The organism is Lysinibacillus sp. OL1, assembly GCF_004332175.1.
Lineage (GTDB): Bacteria > Bacillota > Bacilli > Bacillales_A > Planococcaceae > Lysinibacillus > Lysinibacillus capsici.
Genome location: NZ_SJDS01000016.1, coordinates 24,444 through 50,190 on the forward strand (window position 1 = coordinate 24,444; position 25,747 = coordinate 50,190).

Annotated in this window: 24 protein-coding genes and 2 riboswitches; of the genes, 6 read left to right on the top strand and 18 right to left on the bottom strand. The window is 36.9% G+C overall.

Translation table 11 applies throughout. The features are described 5' to 3' along the window. Positions 1-104: 104 nt before the first annotated feature. From EW028_RS21460 to EW028_RS21490, 7 genes are all read right to left on the bottom strand, one after another. A complete protein-coding gene (locus EW028_RS21460; RefSeq protein ID WP_131522329.1) occupies positions 105-605 on the bottom strand; it encodes a GNAT family N-acetyltransferase in 501 nt (166 codons plus the stop codon). A 94-nt stretch (positions 606-699) separates the two neighbouring features. Then, positions 700-4,131 carry a methionine synthase gene (metH, locus tag EW028_RS21465; protein WP_131522330.1) on the bottom strand — a complete coding sequence of 1,144 codons (3,432 nt, stop codon included), beginning with the start codon at positions 4,129-4,131 and terminating at the stop codon, positions 700-702. Next, positions 4,124-5,971, bottom strand: coding sequence for a bifunctional homocysteine S-methyltransferase/methylenetetrahydrofolate reductase (locus EW028_RS21470; protein WP_131522331.1), 1,848 nt, complete (start codon positions 5,969-5,971; stop codon positions 4,124-4,126). The genes metH and EW028_RS21470 overlap by 8 nt, the downstream gene beginning before the upstream one ends. Before the next feature lie 89 nt (positions 5,972-6,060). Next, positions 6,061-6,161, bottom strand: a riboswitch (SAM riboswitch). A 99-nt stretch (positions 6,162-6,260) separates the two neighbouring features. After that, positions 6,261-7,655 carry a protoporphyrinogen oxidase gene (locus EW028_RS21475; protein ID WP_131522332.1) on the bottom strand — a complete coding sequence of 465 codons (1,395 nt, stop codon included), beginning with the start codon at positions 7,653-7,655 and terminating at the stop codon, positions 6,261-6,263. Between the two features lie 231 nt (positions 7,656-7,886). Further along, on the bottom strand, positions 7,887-9,179 hold the full coding sequence (locus EW028_RS21480) for a globin-coupled sensor protein (protein ID WP_131522333.1): 1,293 nt from the start codon (positions 9,177-9,179) through the stop codon (positions 7,887-7,889). A gap of 627 nt (positions 9,180-9,806) precedes the next feature. Continuing rightward, positions 9,807-11,093, bottom strand: coding sequence for a tetratricopeptide repeat protein (locus EW028_RS21485; protein ID WP_131522334.1), 1,287 nt, complete (start codon positions 11,091-11,093; stop codon positions 9,807-9,809). A gap of 71 nt (positions 11,094-11,164) precedes the next feature. Further along, positions 11,165-12,181: a YdcF family protein gene (locus EW028_RS21490; protein ID WP_131522335.1), complete on the bottom strand. Its 1,017-nt coding sequence runs from the start codon at positions 12,179-12,181 to the stop codon at positions 11,165-11,167. A gap of 184 nt (positions 12,182-12,365) precedes the next feature. Here EW028_RS21490 and EW028_RS21495 point away from each other — a divergent pair, with 184 nt between their 5' ends. Both EW028_RS21495 and EW028_RS21500 read left to right on the top strand, forming a co-directional pair. Then, the gene (locus EW028_RS21495) at positions 12,366-12,827 is read left to right on the top strand and encodes a hypothetical protein (protein ID WP_131522336.1); all 462 of its coding nucleotides are present in this window, start codon (positions 12,366-12,368) and stop codon (positions 12,825-12,827) included. After that, on the top strand, positions 12,815-13,102 hold the full coding sequence (locus tag EW028_RS21500) for a DUF2653 family protein (RefSeq protein WP_131522337.1): 288 nt from the start codon (positions 12,815-12,817) through the stop codon (positions 13,100-13,102). Before EW028_RS21495 ends, EW028_RS21500 begins: the two co-directional genes overlap by 13 nt. Before the next feature lie 49 nt (positions 13,103-13,151). Here the strand turns inward: EW028_RS21500 and EW028_RS21505 are convergent, their stop codons facing one another. The 4 genes from EW028_RS21505 to EW028_RS21520 form a co-directional block, all read right to left on the bottom strand. Next, a complete protein-coding gene (locus tag EW028_RS21505; RefSeq protein WP_193767437.1) occupies positions 13,152-13,520 on the bottom strand; it encodes an ion channel in 369 nt (122 codons plus the stop codon). Positions 13,521-13,610: 90 nt separating this feature from the next. Then, positions 13,611-15,236 carry an S-layer homology domain-containing protein gene (locus tag EW028_RS21510; protein ID WP_131522338.1) on the bottom strand — a complete coding sequence of 542 codons (1,626 nt, stop codon included), beginning with the start codon at positions 15,234-15,236 and terminating at the stop codon, positions 13,611-13,613. Between the two features lie 109 nt (positions 15,237-15,345). Beyond that, positions 15,346-16,512, bottom strand: coding sequence for an endonuclease Q family protein (locus EW028_RS21515; protein WP_131522339.1), 1,167 nt, complete (start codon positions 16,510-16,512; stop codon positions 15,346-15,348). Between the two features lie 72 nt (positions 16,513-16,584). Further along, a complete protein-coding gene (locus EW028_RS21520) occupies positions 16,585-16,755 on the bottom strand; it encodes a hypothetical protein (protein ID WP_175400775.1) in 171 nt (56 codons plus the stop codon). Positions 16,756-16,936: 181 nt separating this feature from the next. On the opposite strand from EW028_RS21520, the gene EW028_RS21525 reads away from it, so the two are divergent. The 3 genes from EW028_RS21525 to EW028_RS21535 all read left to right on the top strand — a co-directional run bounded on the left by EW028_RS21525 (position 16,937) and on the right by EW028_RS21535 (position 18,257). After that, positions 16,937-17,515, top strand: coding sequence for a TetR/AcrR family transcriptional regulator (locus tag EW028_RS21525; RefSeq protein ID WP_131522341.1), 579 nt, complete (start codon positions 16,937-16,939; stop codon positions 17,513-17,515). Positions 17,516-17,589: 74 nt separating this feature from the next. Then, complete coding sequence (locus EW028_RS21530; RefSeq protein ID WP_131522342.1) at positions 17,590-17,943, top strand: DMT family transporter; 354 nt, start codon at positions 17,590-17,592, stop codon at positions 17,941-17,943. Continuing rightward, a complete protein-coding gene (locus EW028_RS21535; protein WP_131522343.1) occupies positions 17,943-18,257 on the top strand; it encodes a DMT family transporter in 315 nt (104 codons plus the stop codon). Before EW028_RS21530 ends, EW028_RS21535 begins: the two co-directional genes overlap by 1 nt. A gap of 89 nt (positions 18,258-18,346) precedes the next feature. Here EW028_RS21535 and dapF read toward each other — a convergent pair whose 3' ends face one another. Genes dapF through EW028_RS21550 form a run of 3 tightly spaced genes read right to left on the bottom strand, consistent with a single transcriptional unit; the run spans position 18,347 to position 21,100 of the window. Then, complete coding sequence (gene dapF / locus EW028_RS21540; protein ID WP_131522344.1) at positions 18,347-19,204, bottom strand: diaminopimelate epimerase; 858 nt, start codon at positions 19,202-19,204, stop codon at positions 18,347-18,349. A 52-nt stretch (positions 19,205-19,256) separates the two neighbouring features. After that, complete coding sequence (locus tag EW028_RS21545) at positions 19,257-20,048, bottom strand: heme ABC transporter ATP-binding protein (protein WP_131522345.1); 792 nt, start codon at positions 20,046-20,048, stop codon at positions 19,257-19,259. Positions 20,049-20,053: 5 nt separating this feature from the next. Next, a complete protein-coding gene (locus tag EW028_RS21550; protein WP_048394957.1) occupies positions 20,054-21,100 on the bottom strand; it encodes a FecCD family ABC transporter permease in 1,047 nt (348 codons plus the stop codon). Positions 21,101-21,247: 147 nt separating this feature from the next. Then, positions 21,248-21,435: riboswitch (cobalamin riboswitch) on the bottom strand. A 154-nt stretch (positions 21,436-21,589) separates the two neighbouring features. On the opposite strand from EW028_RS21550, the gene EW028_RS21555 reads away from it, so the two are divergent. Then, positions 21,590-22,186, top strand: coding sequence for a biotin transporter BioY (locus EW028_RS21555; protein ID WP_131522346.1), 597 nt, complete (start codon positions 21,590-21,592; stop codon positions 22,184-22,186). Between the two features lie 114 nt (positions 22,187-22,300). Here EW028_RS21555 and EW028_RS21560 read toward each other — a convergent pair whose 3' ends face one another. The 4 genes from EW028_RS21560 to EW028_RS21575 all read right to left on the bottom strand — a co-directional run bounded on the left by EW028_RS21560 (position 22,301) and on the right by EW028_RS21575 (position 25,730). Next, entirely contained in the window at positions 22,301-23,002 is a 702-nt protein-coding gene (locus EW028_RS21560) for a response regulator transcription factor (RefSeq protein ID WP_131522347.1), read from the bottom strand. Further along, the gene (locus EW028_RS21565) at positions 22,980-24,380 is read right to left on the bottom strand and encodes a sensor histidine kinase (RefSeq protein WP_193767438.1); all 1,401 of its coding nucleotides are present in this window, start codon (positions 24,378-24,380) and stop codon (positions 22,980-22,982) included. The genes EW028_RS21560 and EW028_RS21565 overlap by 23 nt, the downstream gene beginning before the upstream one ends. A gap of 126 nt (positions 24,381-24,506) precedes the next feature. Next, on the bottom strand, positions 24,507-25,049 hold the full coding sequence (locus EW028_RS21570) for an NADPH-dependent FMN reductase (RefSeq protein WP_048394950.1): 543 nt from the start codon (positions 25,047-25,049) through the stop codon (positions 24,507-24,509). Between the two features lie 63 nt (positions 25,050-25,112). Beyond that, positions 25,113-25,730, bottom strand: a complete 618-nt coding sequence (locus tag EW028_RS21575; protein ID WP_131522348.1) for a nitroreductase family protein — start codon at positions 25,728-25,730, stop codon at positions 25,113-25,115. Positions 25,731-25,747 lie beyond the last annotated feature (17 nt).

A 25,747-nucleotide genomic window follows, 5' to 3' on the forward strand; every position in this document is an offset into this window, starting at 1 on the left:
ACTCCCTCGTTTCTTTTTTTCTTATGACCTCATCATAAAACAAGAGTACAAGTCAGTAACAGACGCAAACATCACAAAAAGGATATGACATTTGTCATATCCTTTTATGATTTCGGTCCAGTCAAATGAAGTTGATAGAACACAAGGTCTAGCCATTGTTCAAATTTATAGCCTGCATTTTTAATGGTTCCTGCATATTCAAAGCCTAATTTTTCATGTGCTTTAATACTACCAATGTTTTCTCCATCAATACCAGCAACAAGCGTTTTGACACCATTTTCTTCAGCGATCTCTATCAGCTTGTTCATGAGCTTTGTCGCAATCCCTTTTTGATAATGTTCTTTGTGCACATAGACAGAGTGCTCCATTGTATATTTATAACCTGGGTAAGGACGGAATTGACTATAGGTAGCAAAGCCAGCGACAAGCCCATTATCCACAAATACAAGTAAAGGATTATCTAATGCTTGTTGCTCCCTAAACCACTGTACTTTTTCATCTAAAGTTTGTATTTCGTATCGATAGACAGCCTTGCTTGTTAAAATAATATCATTATAGATAACCAAAACCTCGGGAATATCTCTTTCTTCCATGAATCGTATCATTCTGCTCACTTCCCTTAACCAAATTGTTTTCTTCTATAAAGAAACAGAGATAGACAGTCATTGAATAGACTATCTACCTCCTCTTATTTATGCCTTAAACATTGAAGTAGCGAGCATCAGGATGAGCAAAAACGATTGCAGATACAGATGCTTCAGGCTCCATCATAAAGCCTTCTGTAAGATGGACACCAATATCCTCAGGTTTTAATAGGCCGAATAGTTTCTCTTGATCCTCCAAGTTAGGACATGCAGGATATCCGAATGAAAAGCGTTGACCCTGATATTTTGCAGCAAAACGATCTCTCATAGTGAAATCTGTTGCATCAGGGAAGCCCCATTGGTCACGAATTTCCTGATGCATACGTTCAGCAAAGCCCTCTGCTAATTCTAAAGCAGTCGATTGCAAGGCATGACTTTCAAGAAATTTCCCAGCCTCTTTTAAATGGCGTGCTTTAGCCATAACTCCTTGACCTGCTGTTACAACCATGAGTGCAATATAGTCCATTTCACCGCTCTCTACCGTTTTTAAGAAATCTGCAAGACATAAAAATGGTTCAACTTGCTGACGAGGGAAGGTAAAACGTTCAATTTCTGTCTTACTATCAGCAGGATCATACACAACGACATCATCACCATCTGCTTGAGCAGGGAAAAATTGATACAAACCAGATGGCTTTAATAGATCACTTTTTAAATAATCATCTACTAAATCCTTGAGCTCTGTTGCTCTTGAATCACCCGCATCAAGCAATTGCTGAACTTGCCCTTTCAAGCCTAAATGGTGTCCCAATAATGTACGCATATTAACATAAGGATATAAATGAGATACAGAATAGTCTTTTTTCACATGACGTCGTAAATCAGCTGGTAAAAATACTGGCGCTCCTTTTACTGTTCGTGCAGGCTTTATTGTTACCTCTTTTGCTGGACGAGCAGCTCGTTTTTCATCGGCCGCTAAACGTTTTTGACGGGATTCTTCAATTTCTGCTAAGAAATTTTCACGTGTCCCTTCACCCATTAATAGATTCGCTTGCTCTAAGCCTTGCATAGCATCCTTTGCATAAATAACAGGACCACCATATTCATCTGCAATTTTTGTTTCAGTAAAACGACGTGAAAGTGCAGCACCACCAACTAAAATAGGAACATCAATTCCCGCCTCTTTAAAATCTTGAGCAGTAATAACCATCTGTTGCGCTGATTTCACGAGTAAACCTGACAGCCCAATAAAATCAGGTTTTTCCTTACGAATCGCTTCAATCAATTGGGCAGGGGTTACTTTAATGCCCAAATCGACTACCTTATAGCCATTATTACTTAATATAATATCAACAAGGTTTTTCCCAATATCGTGAACATCGCCTTTTACCGTAGCAAGTACCATTTTTCCTTTTCCGGCACTCTCTTCATCCTTCTCCATGAATTGCTCTAAATGAGCAACTGCGGCCTTCATCACACCTGCTGATTGTAAAACCTCTGCTACAATGAGTTGATTATCATTAAATAATCGACCTACCTCAGCCATACCCTCCATTAAAGGACCATTAATTATATCAAGTGGCGCCTCGAAGATTTCCCTTGCAGCGTCTAAATCCTCAATTAGCCCTTCTTTGGTACCTTCTAATATATAGTAAGCTAAACGACCTTCAACCGTTTTCGGAATATCCGCTTCCGTTTTTTCCTTCTTTTTATCTCGATAAAAATCTGTAAACACTGCTAATGTTTCATCATTTGTATTAAAGAGCAGGTCATTTGCGAGTTTGATTTCCTCTTCAGGGATGGATGCATAACGCTCCAATTTCTCTGTATTAACAATGGCATAATCTAAGCCCGCCTGTGTACAATGATAGAGATAAACAGCATTCAGTACTTCACGGCCAACTGGTGGTAAGCCAAATGAGATATTACTTACGCCAAGTACTGTCAATGTCTGCGGCAATTTTTCTTTGATGAGACGAATGCCTTCAATCGTTTCTAACGCTGAACCAATATACTGCTCATCTCCAGTTCCTACAGGGAACATTAATGGGTCGAAAATGATATCCTCTGGTGCAATCCCCCATTTCTCTGTTAAAAGTTGATAGGAACGCTCGGCAATTTCAAGCTTTCGATGACGGTCAACCGCCATTCCCTTTTCATCTATCGTTCCAACAACTAACGATGCACCATATTTTTTCACAAGTGGTAATACTGCATCAAATCGTTCTTCACCATCCTCTAGATTAATAGAGTTAATGATGGCTTTCCCTTGTGAAAACTTTAATGCTTCCTCTATTACTTTTTCATCAGTTGAGTCAATCACAAGAGGCACCTTAACCTTTTTTACAACCTCCTGCATAAACCCACGCATATCGGCTAATTCATCGCGATCAGGATTGGCTAAACAAATATCGATAACATGTGCACCATTTTTGACTTGAGCACGTGCAATCTCTGCGGCCTCCTCAAATTTCCCATCAATGATTAAATTCTTAAATTTACGAGAGCCGATTACATTTGTTCTCTCCCCAATAAATAACGGACGCATAGAATCGTCATATAATAATGGTTCAATTCCTGATACCGCATGACCATGTGTTTTTTCTGGTAATTGACGAGGTTTTTCATCTTTTAAGACCTCACGAATGGCTGCAATATGAGCAGGTGTCGTCCCACAACATCCACCTACAATATTAAGCCAGCCCTTTTCTGCAAAACCTTTTAATTTTTGCGATAGCGATTCTGGTGATTCATGATAACACCCTTCTTCATCTGGTAAGCCAGCATTTGGGTAACAGCTAATATAGCCTGTTGAAAGCTCTGCTAATGAACGAATGTGATCCGTCATAAACTCAGGTCCTGTCGCACAGTTTAGGCCAACTGATATTGGTTTAATATGCTCAATTGAAATATAAAAGGCATCGATTGTTTGCCCTGCAAGCGTTGTACCCATCGGTTCTATTGTTCCTGAAATCATGACAGGTAGCTCTTTGCCAGTTGATGCAAAAGCGCGCTTTACGCCAAGTGTGCCTGCTTTGACATTGAGCATATCCTGACTTGTTTCTAATAACAAAACGTCAGCTCCTGCCTCAATTAATGCCTTTGCCTGTACATAAAAATTTTCCTCTAGCTCATCAAATGTAATACCACCAGTTACTGATAACGTTTTTGTTGTTGGTCCCATAGCACCTGCGACAAAACGTGGCCAATCCGATGTCGAATAACGATCCACTGCTTGGCGAGCAATTTCCACTGCACGCTTATTAATTTCTTCTGCTTTTGTGCCAAGATCATATTCATTTAACACAAGAGGCGTCCCACCAAATGTATTTGTACAAATAATATCTGCGCCTGCCTCTAAGTATTTATGGTGAATTTTTTCAATAACATCTGGTCTAGTAAGCACAAGATTTTCGTTACAGCCATCAAGTTCCTCGCCACCAAAATCCTCTGCTGATAAATTTTCATTTTGTAGCATTGTTCCCATTGCGCCATCAAGAATTAAAATACGTTTCTCTAGTTGCTCTTCAATCGAGTGCTTAGCCATGTATACTTACTCCTTTTTTCTGTTCATCCAATTGCTCTATATATTTCATCAACTCTAGTGTCACATCGTAACGTAAAAATGGTGTAATAAGGTAAATGCCATTGAAATATTGTGTAGCCACTTCTACTAATTCTTTAGCAATGGCAATCCCCTCCAATGTCGCTCTTTCCTTATCTTCTCCACATGCTTTCATTCTTGTTAAGGCATCTTCAGATAATTTGATACCTGGTACTTCATGATGTAAAAATTCAGCACTTTTATAACTCGTAACAGGCATAATACCGATGTAAATTGGAGCTTGTAAATGCTTTGTTGCCTCATAAATCTCTACAATTTTTTCTTTCGTATATACTGGTTGAGAAATGAAGTAGTCTGCCCCATGCTCAATTTTCTTCTCTAAGCGTGTCACAGCACGATCTAACACACGGACGTTTGGATTAAATGCAGCAGCAACTGAAAAATTTGCTTTTTTTCGAAGTGGCTTACCTGAGAAAGAGACCCCTCCATTTAATTGCTTAATTAATTGGATTAGCTCCATTGAAGATACATCATAAACACTTGTCGCACCTGGGAAATCTCCTACTTTCGTTGGATCACCCGTAACAGCCAACACATCATGAATACCTAAAGCATTTAACCCCATTAAATGAGATTGTAGACCAATTAAATTACGGTCGCGACATGTAATATGAGTTAGTGGACGTACACCATGTGTGCTCTTCAACAATGCTCCCATTGCAATATTGCTAATACGTGGAGAGGCCAATGAATTGTCTGCCATCATAACTACATCTGCACCTGCATCATATAATTGCTTTGCTCCTTCAAGGAACCCGTCAATCTCTAAATGTCTAGGTGTATCCAACTCTACTATGACAGAACGTTCACGTTTAACCTTTTCATGAAGAGGCTCATACTTTGTTGGCTCCGCTTCCCGAACAATCTCAATCTTTTCAGGTTTCGCATGCTTCTCCTGAACCGGTGATAACTCTTCTAAATACTTCTTTGCTGCTGCAATATGTTTGGGTGTTGTACCACAGCAGCCCCCTATTAAACGTACACCTTGATCACGCAATTCAACAGCCGCTCGACCAAAATAATCAGCTTCTGATTCATAAACGACACGCCCATCCTCTAAGTCCAGAAGTGATGCATTTGGATAGGCCGACATAAATGCCTTATTAGGAAGTTCTACACCTTCAAATGCTAGAATAGTATGGTGTGGACCTAGTCGACAATTGACACCAACAATATCAGCACCTAGGGCTTCAAGCTCATGGAGAGCATTATTTAAAGACATCCCATTTTGTAGAACACCGGGCTCATGCATAGAAACTTGTGCAATAATCGGCAATTTTGTTTTTTCTCGTAGCATCTTTAAGGTTGCTGTTAATTCTTCAAAATCATAATAAGTTTCAAGTAAAAGGCCATCTGGATTCCCTGCAAGTAAGACGCTTGCTTGTTCTTCAATAGTCGCTAATATTTCATCCAAGGTTGCATCACTTTTACGAATTCCCCGAATACCACCAATTGTTCCTAAAACAAATTGACCGCCATCAGCCGCTGCTCGTTTTGCGATGGTGATAGCAGCTTCATTAAATTGTTGGACTTTTGATTCTAATCCATAGCGAGCTAATTTAATGGCATTTGCACCGTACGTATTCGTTTGAATGATGTCAGCACCAGCTGCAATATATTCTCTATGAATCTTTTCAATTAACTCGGGTCTCTGAACATTCATTTCCTCATGGCAATACTCCAATCCATAGCCATATAGCACTGTGCCTATTGCACCGTCTGCCGTCAATACATGCGTTTTTAACCTTTCAAGCAATCCCATAAAATTAGCCTCTCTTCCTATGTCTCTATATAATAAAAAGCCTTCTTTCATAAAAAAAGAAGGCTTTAACGATTCATCATTGTTGTTCCTTCTCATCTTCGACTCAACGGTCTTCTGGATTTAGCACCTGACAATAAAGTTGGTTGCTGAAGCTTCAATGGGCCAGTCCCTCTGCTTCTCTTGATAAGAATTAAGTATGAATTTTTTAAATAATTAAAAGAATCATATCGTTTACTGACGAATGAGTCAAGACTATTTCACATAACAAAGTTTTTTTTCACTTAAAATCTTAGAAATTGGCAAGTTCATTTGCAAGCTCTTCGCCAATTTTTTTCCCGTTTTGAATACAAGCACCAATACCTACGCCAAAATATGAGCACCCTGCAATCGATAAATTAGGATAGTTCTCATGTAATTCTTGTAGTAGTCCTTGTAATGCTTCACGATGCGCTAAATCATATTTAGGCATTTGATCAATCCACTTTGTTACATTCACAACAGTTGGCTGCTCCTCTATTCCTAGGCTCTTTCTCACATCTTCTAAAGCAACTGCTGCCAATTCTTCATCAGTCATGGCACGTAGTTGCTCATAGGCTGGATTGATGCTCTTATAAAAGAGTCGCACAAGTAATTTATTTTCTTTCGATGTATGCTTCCATTTACGACTAGTCCAAGTTGCTGCATTACAAGTAACGTCTGAATTATGGGAAACAATATAGCCCGTTCCATCTGCTGGCAATTTAGCGTCTGGCACATCAAAACCTAAATAGATAGTAATTGCTGACGCTGTCGTAAATTGGTTAAAATAGCGGTTTAAAGATTCATCCTGTAGCAGATTTTGGACAGAATCATTCGGTAATGCTAAAACGACATAATCTGACTCAATAATTTCACCATTAGCTAAAGAAATTGTGTAGTTCTTATCTTGTTTTTGAACATTTAGTGTAGTAACACCCTTGATAATTTCTACATCGGATAAGGTTTGTTCAAGTCGATTAATTAAAGAAGATAAACCATTTTTAAAGGATATAAATTTTTTGTTCGCTGCTTTAACAAATTGCTCACGATTCGCATCAAAGCCTTTAATAATACTTCCAAAATCATTCTTATAATCAATTAAATACGGTAAAGTAGAGCCAATAGAAAGCTGATGTAAATCTCCTGAATAAACACCTGCAAGGACTGGTGCAATTTGGTTTTTCACCAGTTCCTCTCCTAAATAGTAAGTTAAAAATTCACCGATAGAACTTTCCTTTGTGAAGCCATTGTTTGGCAATGTTAAATCCTTCAACGCTTCTTTTTTTCCCTGCTCGGAAATAAGTGTACTTTCCTCTAAGGATGCTACACTCATCGGTATTCCGAAAGTTGAATCTGCCGGAATAGCATGTAACTCATTATTCGTATAAATATAAGAAATACCTGTTTCGTTGTAAACTAATTCCGCCTCAAAATCAAGCTCCTGCACGAGTTCCATAACGCCTTGATGACGGGCTACAATAGAATCAGCACCCGTTTCCATGATGAAACCTTGTTCATGTGCTGAATATAATTTGCCTCCTAAATATGTATTTTTTTCTATAAGCACTAGACGAACATCTAAATTATGTTCCTTCACTTGACGTTGCAAATAATGCATTGTACATAGTCCTGTAATACCGCCGCCTAAAACAACAACTGTTTTCATCATAACCGCCCCTAATATTCATTCTTTCTACAGTATAATCTTTTTTTCATTGAAAATTACGTTAAACCCTTTACAAATTTAGCAAAAATAGAGCTATTTCATCAGTGAAATAGCTCTTACTTTCTGAATCTCTATAAAATTGATCCTCTATAGCGATAACTTCACAACAAACATTTAAATAGGTACTATAGTGTTTATTACGTCTAAAAATAGAATGTAAATGTTAGTAGTCTATCCTTTTAAATTTTGCGCAAAGCTCGCTAATTTTTCAGCTGAATTTGTTACCTCAGTAAATGAAGTGCCTAATTCACTTAATATGCCTACAATTGCTTGTATTTTTGTTGCCATACACTCATTTTGATCTTTTGCTTCTGTCATGGCTCCCAATATACTCGTAAATTGGCCTTCAGTTTGTAACATATTTTCTTCACCTGCTGCAACTTCATCTTGAATGTTGGTCAAAGAATACTCTAATTTCTCTGTTCGTTCACCTGTCTTTTTCAATAACAAAGCCACCGCTGTAACAGATTCTTTTGTCTGAATTGATAATTTACGTACTTCATCGGCCACTACGCTAAAGCCCTTTCCCGCTTCCCCAGCACGTGCTGCTTCAATTGCAGCATTTAAAGCCAATAGATTCGTTTGATTCGCAATATTGGTCACAACACTCATAATTGTTTCCATTTCCTTAGACATACCTGATAATTGTTCAATATTTTCTTCTATATCATGAAGAGAATGACTAATATTGAGCATATTTTGTGATTGATTTTTTAAACGCTCGCGACCCTCAAGTGCTTGGTTTTCAGCCAGTGTAGACACATCGAGTGATTTTTTTGCCAAATGTTTAATTTCGTCAGATTGCTTACTTAAGCAGCAAAAAGAATTATTGGTTTCCTGCGAGATAGCTGCAAGTGCTTCCGAAGAATCTACAATCTGTCGTTCAATCGCTTCTTTTTCATGAACCATTTTTTCTTTCAGTTGTTCTACAGTGTTTTCAAAAGCTTCTAAAACGAGTTGTTGCTCAAAATTACAAATTTTCGATATAGCTCTGATCGTATTAAATTGATCTTGTGGAAATTCTATATTTTTTTCGACTAAATCTATAAATGATATCGATAAATCTTGGAATGCACAGATATACCACTGTGTTCTAAGCCCAATGTGGACATGCACCTTTGCAATCTTTACACGCCTTTGGTAATACATCTCATCAATGGTTCCGTTAAACATTTCAATAATATGCTGCCGTAATGTTACTTTAAGCTTTTCTACAGAACTATGATGGCTGATGATATCTACCAAATGATGCTCTGTTCCAATCATGTTGTAAAAACGGTTTACGATGTGATCTACATTATCCATAACTATTGGCTGGAAAGCTTTTAAATATTGTAAGTCGTTCTTCGTTAAGTTCAGCATTTCAATTTGCTTCGCCATCGATTGACGAGAGGACAAATCCATTTTCACTGTGTATTGCTGTAAATCCAATACCTTCGTCTTTCTCTGTCTTTGAAAAATCACACATCTTCCCTCTTTCATTCCGTTTACTTTCATCAGGCTGAGAAACATCAAATCCTTTTAACATATTGATGGATACACGAAAAAATACCGGTAAAATCAGATTAGTCAGATTTAATGGTTACATTCGATAGCGCAATTCCGTATGACAGACTTCCTCCAAAAGTATGTCGGGTACCCCTTTGCTAATTTAGCCTAAGGTCATATGCTCTCAGCAAACAGATATAGTCCTACATGACTAACAGTAAATTATTTACGTATGCTTCTTTTCAAAATCACTCATTTACATTAATCATTTTATAAATGACTGTCAATCTTATTAATACCATTATTTTACACAAAATGTATAAAAAGTCCTTGTTGTTAAATAAAGCGTAATAAACTATAAAAAAGCTACCACAATATTATTGGGTAGCTTTTTTAACCATTTTTTTGTTTATTATGCTTACTTGCTTTATATTTATTCTACTTTTTTATCGAACATCTTCAAATTTCACTATATTAATATTTTTTACCCTGAATTACCATCTATCTACATACCCATATACAGTAGTTTATTTCAGACTAAAATACCCATACTCCATAGCTTTATAAATCATTCTAAAAGCCTATGTTTTTTTAACACTAAATTTACAATCCTTTAAGTTCCTGTAATATTTTAGCCGCTTCTTCGGATCCTGCATCTGCCGCGAGTCCATACCATTTAATAGCTTCTTTTAGATTTCTATCTAACCCTGTATCTTTATTAAAAATATGCCCTAATTGTAGCTTGGCTTCTACATCTCCTTGAAGTGCAGCCTGCTTAAACCAATGAATACCTTTTTCAAGATTGCGTATTCCAGCAAGACCATTACTCCATATATAACCTAAATCATAAAAGGCATCTACATGATATTGTTCCGCAGCTCTTTCATACCAAAACAGACCACGATTGACATCTTTCGCTTGGCCTAAGCGCCCCTCTAAATAAATTCCACCAAGTCGATATTGTGCTTCCACATACCCTGCCTCAGCTGATTTTTTATAGGCGTTAAAAGCTTCTTTCTCATCTACCTCAACGCCTAACCCCTGCTCATAAATTATTCCTAACGTAAACATTGCCTCTGCCACATTCTTTTGTGCAGCATAATCAAACCATTTTTTTGCCAATGTATAATTCGTTGATACGCCCTCGCCATTAAAGTACATATCTGCTAAATTATTGGCAGCATCCGCATGTCCCTGCAAAGCTGCCTTTTCATAGTATGAAAAGGCAAGGGAATAATTCTCCTCCATACCTATGCCCCCAAAGCAAAAATTCCCAAGCATATATTGAGCATCAGCATTTCCCTGGACAGCAGCTAGCTCAAACCATTTCAATGATTTTTCAGGTTGAAAATGTTTACCCTCTCTAGAATTATAGTATTCGCCCAGTTGATATTGGGCATCTCCATCCTGCTCTTCAACCGCTTCTTTATACAAATCAATAATCAGCTCATGATCTAAGTCCTCTTCATCTAGAGCAGCAACTTGTTCATCTTGATGGCAAAAAAACCACTCTACAATATCAAGCACATCATCTACTACTTCTATACTGTTTTTTAACTTTTCTAGCGAAGAAATTTGCCAAATGAGTATATAGATAGGCTGTGGAATGGCATCGCGCAAGACATCATCATATTCTGCCAACAGCGTTAATACATTCTCCTGTATCGATTGAGATTGCACTGTATGGACAATCTGCAAATGACGTTGTTGCTGTTCTTTTAATAACCCTCGTACTACTTGATACAGTATTTTCTGCAAGGCTGTTAGGTTAACTTCAGCGAATGTAAGTAATTTTATATTTTGAGCAAACCACTGATCTTGAGTTTGTGTAAGATTTTGTAGGGAAATTATTCGTTCTTTATTTCGCTTGGCTAAAATTTGCTCGTACATTATTTTCCTCCCTTGCACACTATGTAAAAAACTGCCTTACCACTATTATATGGAAGACAGTTGAAGTTTGGTTACACATATGCTCTTAATAGTAAGCCTACGAATAGCGTAATAATTAAAAATACTGTGACATGGGTCCATTTATACATGGCTAATAAACCTATAAATTCTCGTGTGAATGCATTCGGAACATAGTAAAAAGCAGTTTTTGAGCCAATTCCCTCGGCATCTAATGCTGCTTTTCGAGCATAAATACTTGCGCGAAACACATGGAAATTATTCGTAACAAAAATGGAACGATAGTTAACTCCATGAGAATGGTGGTCCATTATTTGCTTTGAAAAGATCATATTTTGTTCTGTATTGGCTGAACAATCCTCCATTATTATCTTGTTAGTCGGAATATGATGTACTTCTATTAGGTATTGTTTCATTGCATATGCTTCTGATACCTTTTCATCATTTCCTTGACCACCAGAGACAATGATATAAGGCTTCATCTCATACTTTATATATTGCTTTACTGCTTCATCTAATCGGCTTGCTAAAAGTGGAGGTACTCTATCGCCAATTAATCCTGAACCTAATGCAATAATGTAATTTGGTTTATAACGTATTGGTGTAAGAAGATACAATATTGAATAAGCAAGGACACTAGTGTATAAGAACATTGTATAACCAAAAATCAAAAACGCATAGAAGAAAAGAATATGCCAAAATACATTTTCAATTTCAATAAAAATGACGAATACATACCATAACATCATAATAACAAAACTTAGCCCTAATATGGCTAACATTAAGTTACGGAATTTGCGTCCTTCCTTTTCCAATAATACTTTACTATTAAAAAACATGGCTATTGATAAAATAAACATAATACTTGGAAAGCTTCCTAATATAATGAATATCCCCATTTCAGAAATAATCCCCTGATCATTTGGCAGCAATAAAGGATAATGAATAATAAACGCTCTGACAATATATATCCCTATCAGGCCAAGGGCTACAACGTTGAGAAAGCGCCTTTTTTCTGTTAGGTACAAAATGATAAAAATGGTAAGGAAGATTGATAAAGTTAGTAGCATTTTTTCACTCCTTCCTATTGCATAATTTCTACAATCATTACATCTGCCACTATTTGTCCATATTTTTTGATATAGCTTAATTTTTGAAAGCGTTTGTTTTATTTTTTAATATAGTTCATGTAATATTACTATATAAGAACTAGTTTATGATTAGATTAAAAATTATATTGGAGGAATGTATGTAATGAAAAAAATTCTTGCCGCTCTTTTTGCAGCGACACTGATATTTTCGACTGTTGGTGCAACATTATTTATTTCTGATACACCAACGGCAGAAGCTAAATCCTATAAATCGGGTAAAAAGGGCTTCTCTAACAATAATAATAGCTCGAATATCCAAAAATCGGATACTACTAAAGATCAAAACAATGCAACAACAAATAAAAACAACTCAACATCTACTAATAAAGCAGATACTACTAAAAAAGGTGGCTTTTTCTCAGGTGGTCTGATGAAAGGATTAATGCTTGGCGGACTTGCTGGATTATTATTCGGTAGTCTATTTAGTGGTATGGGTATACTGGGGAATATTTTAGGTTTACTCATTAATGTGGCAGCAATTGTTGTTATTGTGATGCTTGTTGTGAAGATAATGAATATATTTAAAGATAAAAAGCGCAAAGAGGAAGCACAATGGCACAAATAATCAGTGAACAAGATATTATTAATGCTATTTGTTTATCTCAAGCCTACTATCAAAGCATTCGCCCTGAGGATGTTCTTGTTGAATTGACTTACGAGGATGATGCAGGTTTTGGTGCAGAGGTCGAAGTCAACGGTCAAATCGAGGTGCTTAATACAGCAGCCATGATTGGTGCCTTACGTGTTTGGATCAAGGATGTTCTACATGGTGATCCATTCTCGACAGGGATTGAACTTGTTTTAGATGACGAAGAAGGCATTATTGCCAAACTATCATAAAAAATAGCAGTACAATGAATCGTCCAAAAGAATTCATTGTACTGCTATTTTACTTTTTCAAACGTTTTTTAACCTCTTCTTTTTCTTCTTCATCAAGAGAAAAATCTACGATAGAGCGTCCCAACATTAATAACATGATAAACATTACTCCTGTACCAACAATTAAATAAATCATTGTAAATACTTTAGAATAAGCCGTTGTTGGATATAGTCCTGTTTCGACTCCAGTTGGAATTAAGCTCACTACAGCAAAATACATGGCATCCAACCAATACCATCCTTCTGTCCCCTTATAGAATAGAGTTCCTGATAGAATGATTAAAAATAGTGTAGTAAATAATGAAAGGAACTGTGGACGTTTAAAGGACCTCCACAAACCTTTTCCTAATCTTTTAGCAGATAATATAAATGACAACATCCCATTCTCCTTTTATCTAGTTAGACTTTAACTTCGTTTTTTACGAAAACGTCAAAAGGTAGAGGAGACAATCCCCCTACCTTTTAATGATTATTGAATGAGTATCTGACTAAGATTGGTAAATATTTTAGCTGCTTGACCTCTTGTTGTGACAGCCTCAGGTGAAAATTTGCCTCCATCCCCTGTCACGATTCCTAATTCATACAGCATTGTGATGGCTCGTTTGGTTTCTGCATTATATGAAGCAACATCTACAAATGGCACATTGCCTTTTGCAATATACGGCTGATTAGATTGCTGTTCATAGGCGCGATGAATCATTAAAGCTAATTGAGCCCGTGTCACAGGGTGTCCGGGCTTAAATTTCCCATCTGTTCCTTTAATAAGACCATGTACATATGCTGCCGCAATTTCTGATTGGGTTGCTGCATCATAATTTGTGATATCAGTAAATGGTGCTTTTTCTTCTGTAGTTAAGCCAAGACTTCTTACAAGAATTGCTGCAGCTTGGGCACGTGTTACACTACTCTCAGGCCTAAATGTTCCATCTGTATAGCCATTCATTAAACCTGTATTTGCGGCTTTTTGAATATAATCTTTTGCCCAATGATTCTGTGTATCTGTAAAGCTAACTGTTCCTTTCGTAGTGAACGTTACTGTAGGATTTTGAACACTTTCATTACCAGCAGCATCAATTGCTTTGATAGATACATTGTAGCTAGTATTTTCTATTAAATCTGTGAGCGTAATCGTAGTAGTGTCAGCATTTAATGTTGAAGTTAATTTTCCATTCACATAGACAAGGTAATTTGCTATGCCTACATTATCTGTCGCTTCTTGCCAGCTAACCTTAACAGTTGTACGATCTTTTACATCTACTCCAATAGCCTGCGTGACATCCCATAAAGAGCTTGTTTTAATGATTGGTAAAAATGCTTCATTTGCTACCGCTAAATAACCAGCTTCACTTAAATGAATATTTTCAGGGTTTGGTAGATAGTTGGCAACATCTTTTGCAACAACATCATATGTAGGAACAAAAATAGCGCCCGCTTTTTCAGTAGTTGTTTTGATTGTTGAATTCAATGTAGCTAATAACAGATTAAATTGTTTTTGTAAGTTCTCACTATAGTATGGGAAGGAATTATAATAGCCCATTACATATACTTCAGCTTGTGGATTAATCTTTTTGATTTCAGATAGAATAGTAGCAATGTTCGATACAGCTTCTTTAGTAGCTTTTATGATAGCCACCGTGTCAATTCCCGTTGCTTGGGATTCTTTTAATATTGGCAATAGATCATTTGCCCCAGCTGTTAATGTGATGATTTCAGCTTCTTTAATAGAAGCTCGTAACTTTGCCTGTTCCTCTGTATAGCCAAAACCAGTCACTGTTTTTGCCACATCATTTTGTAGATCAGCTAAAATATTTTTAGTTGTGTAGCCTGACATAGCAAAGCCCTTATTAAAGGAAGTAAGGAAGCCGTCTTGCTGTAATGCCTGTGCAATAAAATCGGTATAGCCTAATCCAATTCCACCAACTTCATTCATCCCATGTGCTAATGAATCACCAAGTGCCACATAATCAGTTTGTACAACCCAACTTGGTGCTATATGGTCACCCTGCCCTTCCTCTGCACTAGCTGCTACAGGTATAGCTAATTGCAAAGCCAATACACTTGAAGCTAAAAAACGAAATTTCTTTGATAATCGCATTTACTCTCTCCTCTACTTATAAAATAGTCGTTGTTTTCACTATTTTACTAGAGGAATGATAAAAATAGGTTAAATTACAACAATCTTTTTGAAATATTTCATTTTTTATCTAATCAACCTGTATCTTTCCATAAATCCCACCTCCACCAACTTCAATGGCTAATTGACCCGTTCTCGCTAAATCGATTAATTGGGCTAGTTTATGTGGTACAGTTTGTTCAAGCTGGTCGATTGTTACTCGATGCAAAATATTCATTTCTGTACCAAATGCTTCGATTAAACGTTCCATCATTTTAGGACCAATACCTGGAATAAAATCAAGTGGTATCTGATGAATGTAAGGTGGTCTATTTCGTTTATTGGGAAAGTCTTCAGATAGCTCCTGTATACGGGTAGCTACTCCCTTTATAATTTGATTACTCCCACATTCTGTACAAATGGTAGCTTCTTTACTTAGCTGTTGACTACATTTTGCACAAACTGTTTGATGATATTTACCAAGCAAAGGATTTAGGCCATAATTGGCTATTACTGCTCGTCCCTCTTGCTCATGCAGGGCCATTTTTAATTCTGTAAAATTTGCTTCTGCTAATCGTAACTTTTGATATTCTCGTGCCAATTTTCCAAGCGAATGTGCATCAGAATTGCTAACGAATGTATATGCTTGTAATTCTTTAATATGACTTACCATATTTGTATCAGAGCTTAAACCTAATTCAATGCCATCAATAAGCTCCGGATCAAAGACTTCAGTTAAACTTCGACGAACCCCTTTGCCAAACAAGCTTTTAAATGGTGTAAATACATGTGCAGGAATAAAAATACCTCCTAATTCATGCACCTTTTGCTGCAAGGTCTTGCCATCACAATAAATACGCTGTGAACTTAAATGGATATTCTTCATATGTTGTGACATCCATTCTGAGAACAGCTTCATGAGCTCTAGTGTAGGAAAGTAAGCAAGCACATGAATAGGACCCTGACAATGTTGATCATAAATTTCGATCTCTGATCCGGGAATTAAAGTCGTTTCCTGAAATCGCAGACCACCTTCTTTAAGTTCTTGCAGTTCTCCTTGTTCAATCATCCTCACCATTTCTTCGATTACTTCAGGTGAGTGACAGTCAATGATCCCAATGATGTCTAATCCCTTTCTTGCACTAGCCGTCTCTAAAATTCGTGCTAATGTTAACGTTTTACTGCCAGTAATTTTCACTGCCCTTCCACTAGAAGTACGTCCAATATGAATATGTAAATCAGCATAGAATTCATTCAATTCAAACACTCCTTTAAATACATTCTATAAAACGAAAATACCTTACATTACTGCAAGGCATTTCTCACTTCATTATGATGGATGATTTGTAGTAGTGCTATTATTTGACTCAAAAGCGCCAGAACCGTGTGATGGTGTGGAGGAAGCATCATAGGCAACTAATGTTACACCAATCTTTTCTTCAAGCTCATTAATTTTTTCTAGTTGCTGCGGGTCTAATTGTGCAAACTTAATTTCTTTCATGGTTATCAATCCTTTCAATTATACAATTCCCCGAAATATAGAAAATATACTCTTACGCATAATTGTGGAATGACAAACGAACATTGGATAATAAAAATGACTGATAATCAGTCATTTTTATTGACATTATTTTTCTTATTCTATAACATAATAATTAAGTAAGGCAAAAGTGAGGGATTGCATGTCAAAAGAAGAAAAAATTATTCAAGCTGCCATTGAGGTTTTTCGAGAAAAAGGTATAGAAAAAACAAAGGTTTCAGATATCGTTAAAGCTGCTGGGATCGCTCAAGGAACATTTTATCTTTATTTCCCATCACGCCTTTCTGTTATGCCTGCTATTGCAAAAAATATGGTAGAAAGAATTATTGCTACCTTAGATGAAGGTATTTCAAGTCATAAGCCCTTTGAACAGCAACTTGAAGAGGTTGTGGAAATGATTTTCTTAATCACGAAAGATTATGGAGACATCGTTGCACTTATTTATGCAGGTATTGCGCAAACTGAGCATTTAAAAGAATGGGAAAATATATATGCACCCTATTATGACTGGATGAGTCATTTCTTACTATCTGGCCAGCGACAGGGAATGATACGTGATTCAATTGACCCAACACGTTCTGCTAAACTGATGATTGGTCTAATTGAATCTGCTGCTGAACAAATTTATTTATTTGATGATAGCAAGGACGAAACAATGAAATTGCTCAAGCTTGAGCTTATAGACTTCCTATCTCACGCACTTGGCCTACGTCACCCATAAAAGTGACGTTCTCTTTTACCTCAAAAATGACTGAATGTCAGTCATTACATTGCCTAATAGAAAGGATTTTATTGATGAAAAAAGAATGGATGTACGTCGTTTTAACAAGTTTATTTGAATTGCTTTGGGTATTTGGCTTTAACGTAGCAAGCTCATGGTGGCATTGGATAATTATTGTGACAATCATTGCTATAGATTTTCATTTCTTATCGAAGGCTTGTGAGAGCTTACCTACTGGTACAGTCTACGCTATTTTCGCCGGAGCAGGTGCAATCGGTACCACATTAATGGATATTTTCATTTTCGAAGGAGAATTTAATGCCGTTAAAGGACTGTTCATGATTATTTTATTATTAGGTGTGATTGGTCTAAAATTAGCGGATAATTCCTCTAAAGAGCAGGTGCAAACGAAAGGAGAGAATGTATAATGGGTTGGGTACTTATTATCTTAGCTGCATTGTCTGAAATTATAGGTGTGGTTGGCTTACGCTTCTATAGTCAGTATAAAACATTACGAAACTTAATGTTATATATTGGTGGTTTTGGTGTGTCCTTTGCCCTTTTATATACATCCTTCAACTATTTGCAGTTAAGTATTGCCTATGTTGTTTGGGTAGGAATTGGTACTGTTGGAGCTGTACTCGTAAATATCATTTTCTTTGGCGAATCCAAAAATCTATCACGTATTATCAGTATCATAGCAATTATCATAGGTGTAGCAGGCTTAAAAGCAGTATCTTAATGGCTTTACAATATAGGACGCCACCCTTAAATCGGAGGCGTCCTGTATTCATTTATTTAAAATGGCATGACGAAGAAGGATGGGAGTAATTAAGATAAAAATTCATAAATACCATCTGCAATAAATGCTGCAGGACCACGCATCCAGATATGGTCATTGTCAGCCCATCGTATGGCTAAGTCACCACCACTAAGTTGGACTACTATTTCTTCCCCCTTCTGACAAAAACCATTTAATATAGCAGCCACTACCGCTGCACAAGCACCTGTCCCACATGCCTCTGTTATACCCGAACCTCGTTCCCAAACGCAGCATTTTAATGCCTTCTCATGAACAACCTCTACAAACTCAACATTGCAGCGATAAGGAAATCTCATATCGTTTGCTATAATACCGCCTAATGTTCTTAATGGTGCTTGCTCGATCGCATTCACAAAAACTACAGTATTCGGATTGCCCAAAAACAAAGCAGTTACCATAAGAGACTGTTGAGGTAAAGGAAATATCTCATTGATGACAAGCTCATTTGGGTTTCCTAACATCGGAATGTCTTTGCGCAATAAGAGAGGTTTGCCCATATCGACAATCACTTCTATTACACGATTGTCTTGCACCACTACCTGTGCCAGCATAATCCCGGATTTCGTTTCAATCGTAATTAGCTCTTGTCGTACAATATGACGTTCAAAAATATACTTAGCAACACAGCGAAGACCGTTACCACAATTTGTCCCCTCAGATCCATCTTTATTAAATACACGCATACCACAGTCAGCAATTTTAGAGGGTTGGATAATAATCAATCCATCTGAGCCAATACCAGTATGGACATTGGCCATTTTTTGAGCCAATACACAAAAGATATCTTCCTTGTAATCATGTTGGAAAAGATCAAGATAGATATAGCTGTTGCCAATACCATGCATTTTCGTAAAGGCTATTTGCATACAGTCACTCCTTAAAGGATGTTTTATGTATCTAATAGAAGATGACACTTTTCTATATTTGGCTAAACCCCTTCGTGAACTGTTCAGGAACATATGTAAGATACGGCTTCCCTGTCATTGGATGGATTTGAATATCCGCAAAAACACCAAATACATCTTGCAGCACTGTTGGCGTAAGTACTTCCTCTGGTGTACCATGACAAACTATTCGCCCTTGCTGTAAAACGTAAATTTGATCGCAATACATAGCAGCAATATTCAAATCATGTAAAGCTGCTACTACGGTTAAATGCAAAGTCTGAATTAAATCCATAAGTTGAAGTTGATGTTGAATATCTAAATGATTCGTCGGCTCATCTAATATTAATATCTGTGCTTGTTGAGCGAGTGCCCTTGCAACCATGACACGCTTTTTCTCGCCACCAGAAAGCGAACTAAAGCTTCGTTTCTCTAAATGCGATATGCCCGTTTGCCTAAGAGCCTCTTTAACAATTTGAAAATCTTTCTCTTGATCAAGCTCTAACAGCTTTTTATGTGGGGTTCTTCCCATACTGACTAAATCATGCACAGTGAAATCAAATAATACGGGTGTCTCTTGGCTTACAACAGCCAAATTTTTCGCAATTGCTTTACTTGATTGCTTTAATATATCTTGCTCATTTAATACTACCGATCCACTTTCAGGTTTTAGGAGACGATACATATTTTTTAACAATGTTGATTTTCCGCTCCCATTAGGACCAATTAATCCAACAAATTGTTTTTCTTTTATTTGAATGCTTACATCATGCAGTATACGCTGATCGTAAATGGAGAATGATACTTGTTTCGCTTCTAATGTCATGGAAGTTAATCTCCTTCACCGAAAGAATAGTTGTTACGACGGAGAAGCCAAATGAAAAATGGTCCTCCACAAAAAGCTGTAATAATACCAATTGGCATTTCCTGAGGAGCAATAATAATTCGAGCAAAGGCATCTGCCCACACTAAGAATATTCCACCTATTAAAGCACTGATAGGTATTACGTATTTATAGTTTGAGCCCACAATTAAACGCACAATATGGGGAATAATTAATCCCACAAATCCTATAGAACCACTAACTGCGACAAGCACACCTGTTAATAGAGATACTAGTAGTATTAACTGAATACGGAATTGCTGAAGATTAACGCCTAATGTCACTGCCGCCTCTTCTCCTAGTAATAATAAATTTAAATTGCGATAGTGTAGCCACAGTAGCCCAAATACAATAAAGAATACGAAAGCTGGAATCACAATATTATTCCATTTGGCTCCAGCTAAACTACCTAGCATCCAAAACATAACAGCCTTTAAGGCCCCTTCTTGCTTTGACATCATTAAAATAAAGTTAGAGATAGCCGTTAAGATAAAGGACACAGCCATGCCTGCCAATAGCAAGCGGAAAATAGAGACACGTCCCCCAACACGTGATAAGAAAAAGACAAGTGCAATGGCAAGTAATGAACCAAGGAATGCGGATACTGAAAGAGCGTAAATACCTAAAAATGAAAAGGCTCCTAAAATAATCACAGAAGTAGCGCCGACAGCTGCCCCTGAAGAAATCCCTAGAATATACGGGTCTGCAATAGAATTACGTACTAGTGCCTGAATGGCTGCCCCTGCAATAGCTAACCCCGCTCCTACTATCGCTGCTAGCAAAACACGAGGTGCTCTTATTTGCCAGATGATGATTTCCTGAGAGCGACTCCAATCTTGCTCGATCGAATTTTGTATAAAAGGAATTTTAGAAAGAATAACTTTCCATACATATAACGGAGTAACTGAAACTGAGCCAACCATTACAGCAAAGGTCATTGAAACAATTAATACCATGAAAAGTACGAAGGAAAATAACATAAATTTTTTATTCATCTGTTTTAAACTCCTACTGAATATATTGATGAATGAAGCAATAAAAAAAGGTATCCCATGCGAAAATGCGCATAGAAATACCCTAGATTAAACAAAGTCAGAAAAATATCCAGCTATTGTCCGTATTGCTTGCATCCTCGTGGGCATTACAGGTATTACTAAATGGCAGGTCTCCTGGCTTCGATTCACTATCCTATAATTGCCTTCCCATTCTTAAACAGTGGCAAATCATATTATAGGATTCCTCGTTACAGTTGCGGGACAGCGTCGGACTTCCACCGACTTCCCTTTTAAGTGACATTTAAAAATGTCACACCAATAGTATTTGAAGTTATAAAATGGTGACGGTTCTATCATACATTTTTATAGATAGATAGTCTACTTCAATTTAATTCAGCAATTGAGTTAACTTAAATAAACAACAAAGTTGACACAAATACATTCGTTTTTTACACTAGCAGTAATAACTTATAAAACGAGGTGAAATTCATGGCAACTGTTACACAACATAGTCACCATAAGTTAAGAACTGTTGACATTACCTACATTGGGTTATTTTCAACGCTAATGATGGTGGGTGCTAATATCACTTCCTTTGCACCTTTTATGGTAGTTGGTGGTGTACCCATTACGCTTCAAACCTTCTTTGCAATTTTAGCAGGGCTTATTCTTGGTAGTAGAAAAGGTGCGCTCGCCTGCACAATTTATATGTGCGTAGGATTGGCAGGAGCCCCTGTCTTTGCTCGTTTCGGTGGTGGAATTGGCCAAATTTTAAGCCCTACCTTTGGGTTTATTATTACATTTATATTAGCTGCATTTGTTGCAGGATTGATCGTAGAACGAAGCGGGACAAAGAAAAGTTTTATCGTAGCTGCTTTGGTAGCAACGGCTATAAATTATTTGATAGGAACAAATTGGATGTTTTTTGCCTATAAGCTTTGGGCAAGTGCGCCAGAGAATTTTTCATATAAGCTCGCTTGGCTTTGGATGATTCCTCCACTACCAAAAGATATTATTTTAGCTATTTTTGCTGGTATCTTCGCCTATAGATTACAAAAAACATTGAAGATTATGCCCATTCAATAGTATATCTCCCCCTACTTGTGCTAGATGTTTTTCATAGGTCATATCCATCATTTCTTAGCTTAGTTCAAAATAATAGAAATAACCTCTACCTTCAATTCTGGTAGAGGTTAATTTCTAGCTTTTATGTTCCATTTGCTTTCTCTTTGCAGACTTATGCCATTTATAGCCGATGCCCCAAACGGTTTGCAAGTAATCATCCGCCGGAAAACCACTTTTTCTTAATTTTTCTCGTAAATTACGTACATGTGAATCGATGGTACGATCTTCAATCGTTACATCAAATCCCCAAACGGCATGGATAAGGTGTTCTCTAGAAAATGCTCTATTTTGATAATCTAAAAATAGGGCGAGCATGGCAAATTCCTTTGGTGTTAATGGAATTGCCTTATGTTGAAAATATACTTCAAAGGACTCTCTATCTAAACAAAGCCCTTCAAAGTTAATCACTTTGTCTTCAGATATCGTTCTTCTTAATACAGCATGTATGCGTGCTAACAACTCTTCCTCATCAAAAGGCTTTAAAATGTAGTCATCTGCACCAAGGTTTAAACCTTTTACAATATCAGCGTGTTCTCCTTTTGCAGTAAGCATAATGATAGGAACATCCCAAAACTTCCTAATTTCCTGGCAAACCTGCCACCCATCCATCTCTGGCATCATAATATCCAAAAGAACTAAATCCACATGCTCTTCTTCTAAAAAATCCAATGCCTCTTGTATAGAAGACATTGCTTTACAAATAAATAGTGGTTCCAAATAAAGGGTTAATAAATCTAACATTCTTGGTTCATCATCAATGCATAAAATCGTTTTCATTCGTTTCTACTCCTTTAAATGACAATTCAAAAGTAGTCCCTTTATTTATTTCACTTCTAACCTTTATTTCTCCCCCATGTGCTTGTACAAGCTCCTTGACAATAGCAAGCCCAAGTCCAGATCCACCTAATGCACGACTACGTGATTTTTCCACTCGATAAAACCGATCAAAAATATACGGTAAATCCTTCTTTGGAATTCCTTTCCCTGTGTCTTCAACGACGATGCTTAAAATTCCACGGTCTTGTTTTACAGTAACTGTAGTCATATCTCCTGACGCACAATAGATGAATGCATTATTTAATAGATTAATCACGATTTGCTCAAGTCTTGCTTCATCTGCACATAGTGTTAAGCCATTATCACAACGTACAACCAAATAGATACCTTTATCTTGAAACGCGGGACTTAATTTTTCTTCAATGTTTGTAAAAAACGGCTCTAAATATAAGCAATGTTTTTCAATTACAAATGAATTTTCATCCATTTTCGCTAAATCAAATAAATCTTTAATTAATCTTGAAAGTCTATTTGTTTCTTCTATTATAATAGCTAAATACTTTTGACGATCTTGCCCTGTTAAATCCCGTTTAGCAAGAATGTCTGTATAGCCTTTAATAAAAGTTAGTGGTGTACGAAGCTCATGTGCAATACTCGATAAAAACTCCTTACGCTCTTGCCTTAGATGATTTAAATCATTGGATAAAAGCTGGATAGCATTTGATAAATCCCCAAGCTCATCTTTTCCATTCGTAGAAAGAGCGACTGTAAAATCACCCTTACTCATTTTCAATGTAGCCTCTTTCATTTGAATAAGTGGTTTAGCCAGCTTGCGAGATAGAACAACAATGACTGCAATACTGACAAGACCAGATACAATACCTACGATGAGAAAATGCTTATTGAGCCGTTTCATTAATGCATGGATGGAATCGGTATTTTGAAACATAAATACATAGCCAATCGTTCCTTGCTGGTTTTGAATAGGGCTTATAGTCGCAATAGCTTTAACTTCTTGCCAATTGTCTTGTAAAACCCTTCCTTCATAAGGTATTTCCCCCTCCCCCTCAATCTCACGAATCAGATCACTGATTTCTTGATGTGGTTGTGAGGATGCAAGGATTGTCCCGAAAAAGTCAGTCACCACGACATCTGTACTTGCTTCTGATTCCATAAGAACGACATGTGCTAATGTTTCATTATTGAAGTTCTGTTCTAATATCGTACGATGTGAATTTCCTCTCGCTTGTAAACGCTCTAGTTCCTCTTCCACTCTAGAATTCGTCAGGGAAACATGCAAAAAAAACATCATAAAGGTCTCAATACAAAACAATGTAATGAAAAAGATAATACCAAGCTTTAATGATAATTTTCTCATCCGTAACCACCATTTTAGAATTTCTTAAAAGTATATCGTGAAAGTGTGAAGATTTCATGCAGAAGTAGCATCTTTCTAAACAAAAATGCCCATAAGTATATTGTATACTTATGGGTTAGAATTTAATTAAACGTATTTTTTTGCCCAACTTAAGAAATTATCAATGACTACGTCAAGGAATTTCACTGTTCCTTCATCAGTTAAATTGCCTTCTTCATCAAATTTAGTGTGAACAGCACCAATATAAACGTCATTGCCGCTAAGTAATGGTGAGTTAATGCCTGGAGAGAATAAGATATCACGTAAATGTAATTGTGCTTTTACAGTACCTAAGTTCCCCATTGATGCACCCATAATGATGGATGGTTTGCCAATCATTACTTTATCTACACGAGATAGCCAATCAATAGCATTTACCATAACCCCAGGCACTGTACCATTATATTCTGGTGTAACCCAAAGTACAGCATCTGCAGCTTTTACTTTTGCTTTAAAATCAAGAACTGCTTGTGGAGCCTCATTTTCAATATCTTGATTATACATTGGTAGGTCCTTTAGGCTTAATACTTCAAGATCTAACTTTTCTGTATAACGTTTTTGAATAAATTGAGCTAATTGCATATTATAAGATTCTTTACGGATACTACCTACGATTGCTACTACCTTCATGATGTTTCCTCCTAAATGTACATTATTCATAGTATTTGTATAGCTATTGTATTTTATACCATTTCAATAATAAATGGCAAATTCTTCAACTGGCTTGCGATACCCACGTAATCGACGACTGCTTTCTTTTTCTTTCCCAATAGTAATCATTAAGGCTATTTCATGTGTTTCTGGCACATTGAAAAGCTCACGCATTTTCTGATTATCAAAGCCAATCATTGGGCAAGTGTCCCAACCACGATTTTTCGCAGCTAGCATGAATAACATTGCAGACAGAGAAGCATTACGAATGGCTTCATCTTTCATGAATCCTTCACCACGATCCTCATAAAATCTTGTATTCTCTGCTACAATATCCTCTAGTTCGCCCGCTGTAATTATGCCTAAATCCACCATGCCCTGGCTTAGCTCAGCAGTATTTTTATATGCTTCCTTGTCACCTAGTACAAGAATTACACCTGAAGCTGAATGTACTTTATATTGACCATATGCTGCCTCTCTCACCTTTTCTTTCATATCCTCATCCAGCACAACAATATAATTAGCATGCTGTAGGTTAAATGCTGAAGGGGCAAGCTTAACATCCTCCAAAATAGAGCGTATATCTTCTTCAGTCATCTTAACGTCCTTGATAAAATTATTAGCAGAGCGACGCTTATCAATCAGCTTGGAAAATTCCATTTTTTATCCCCCAATAC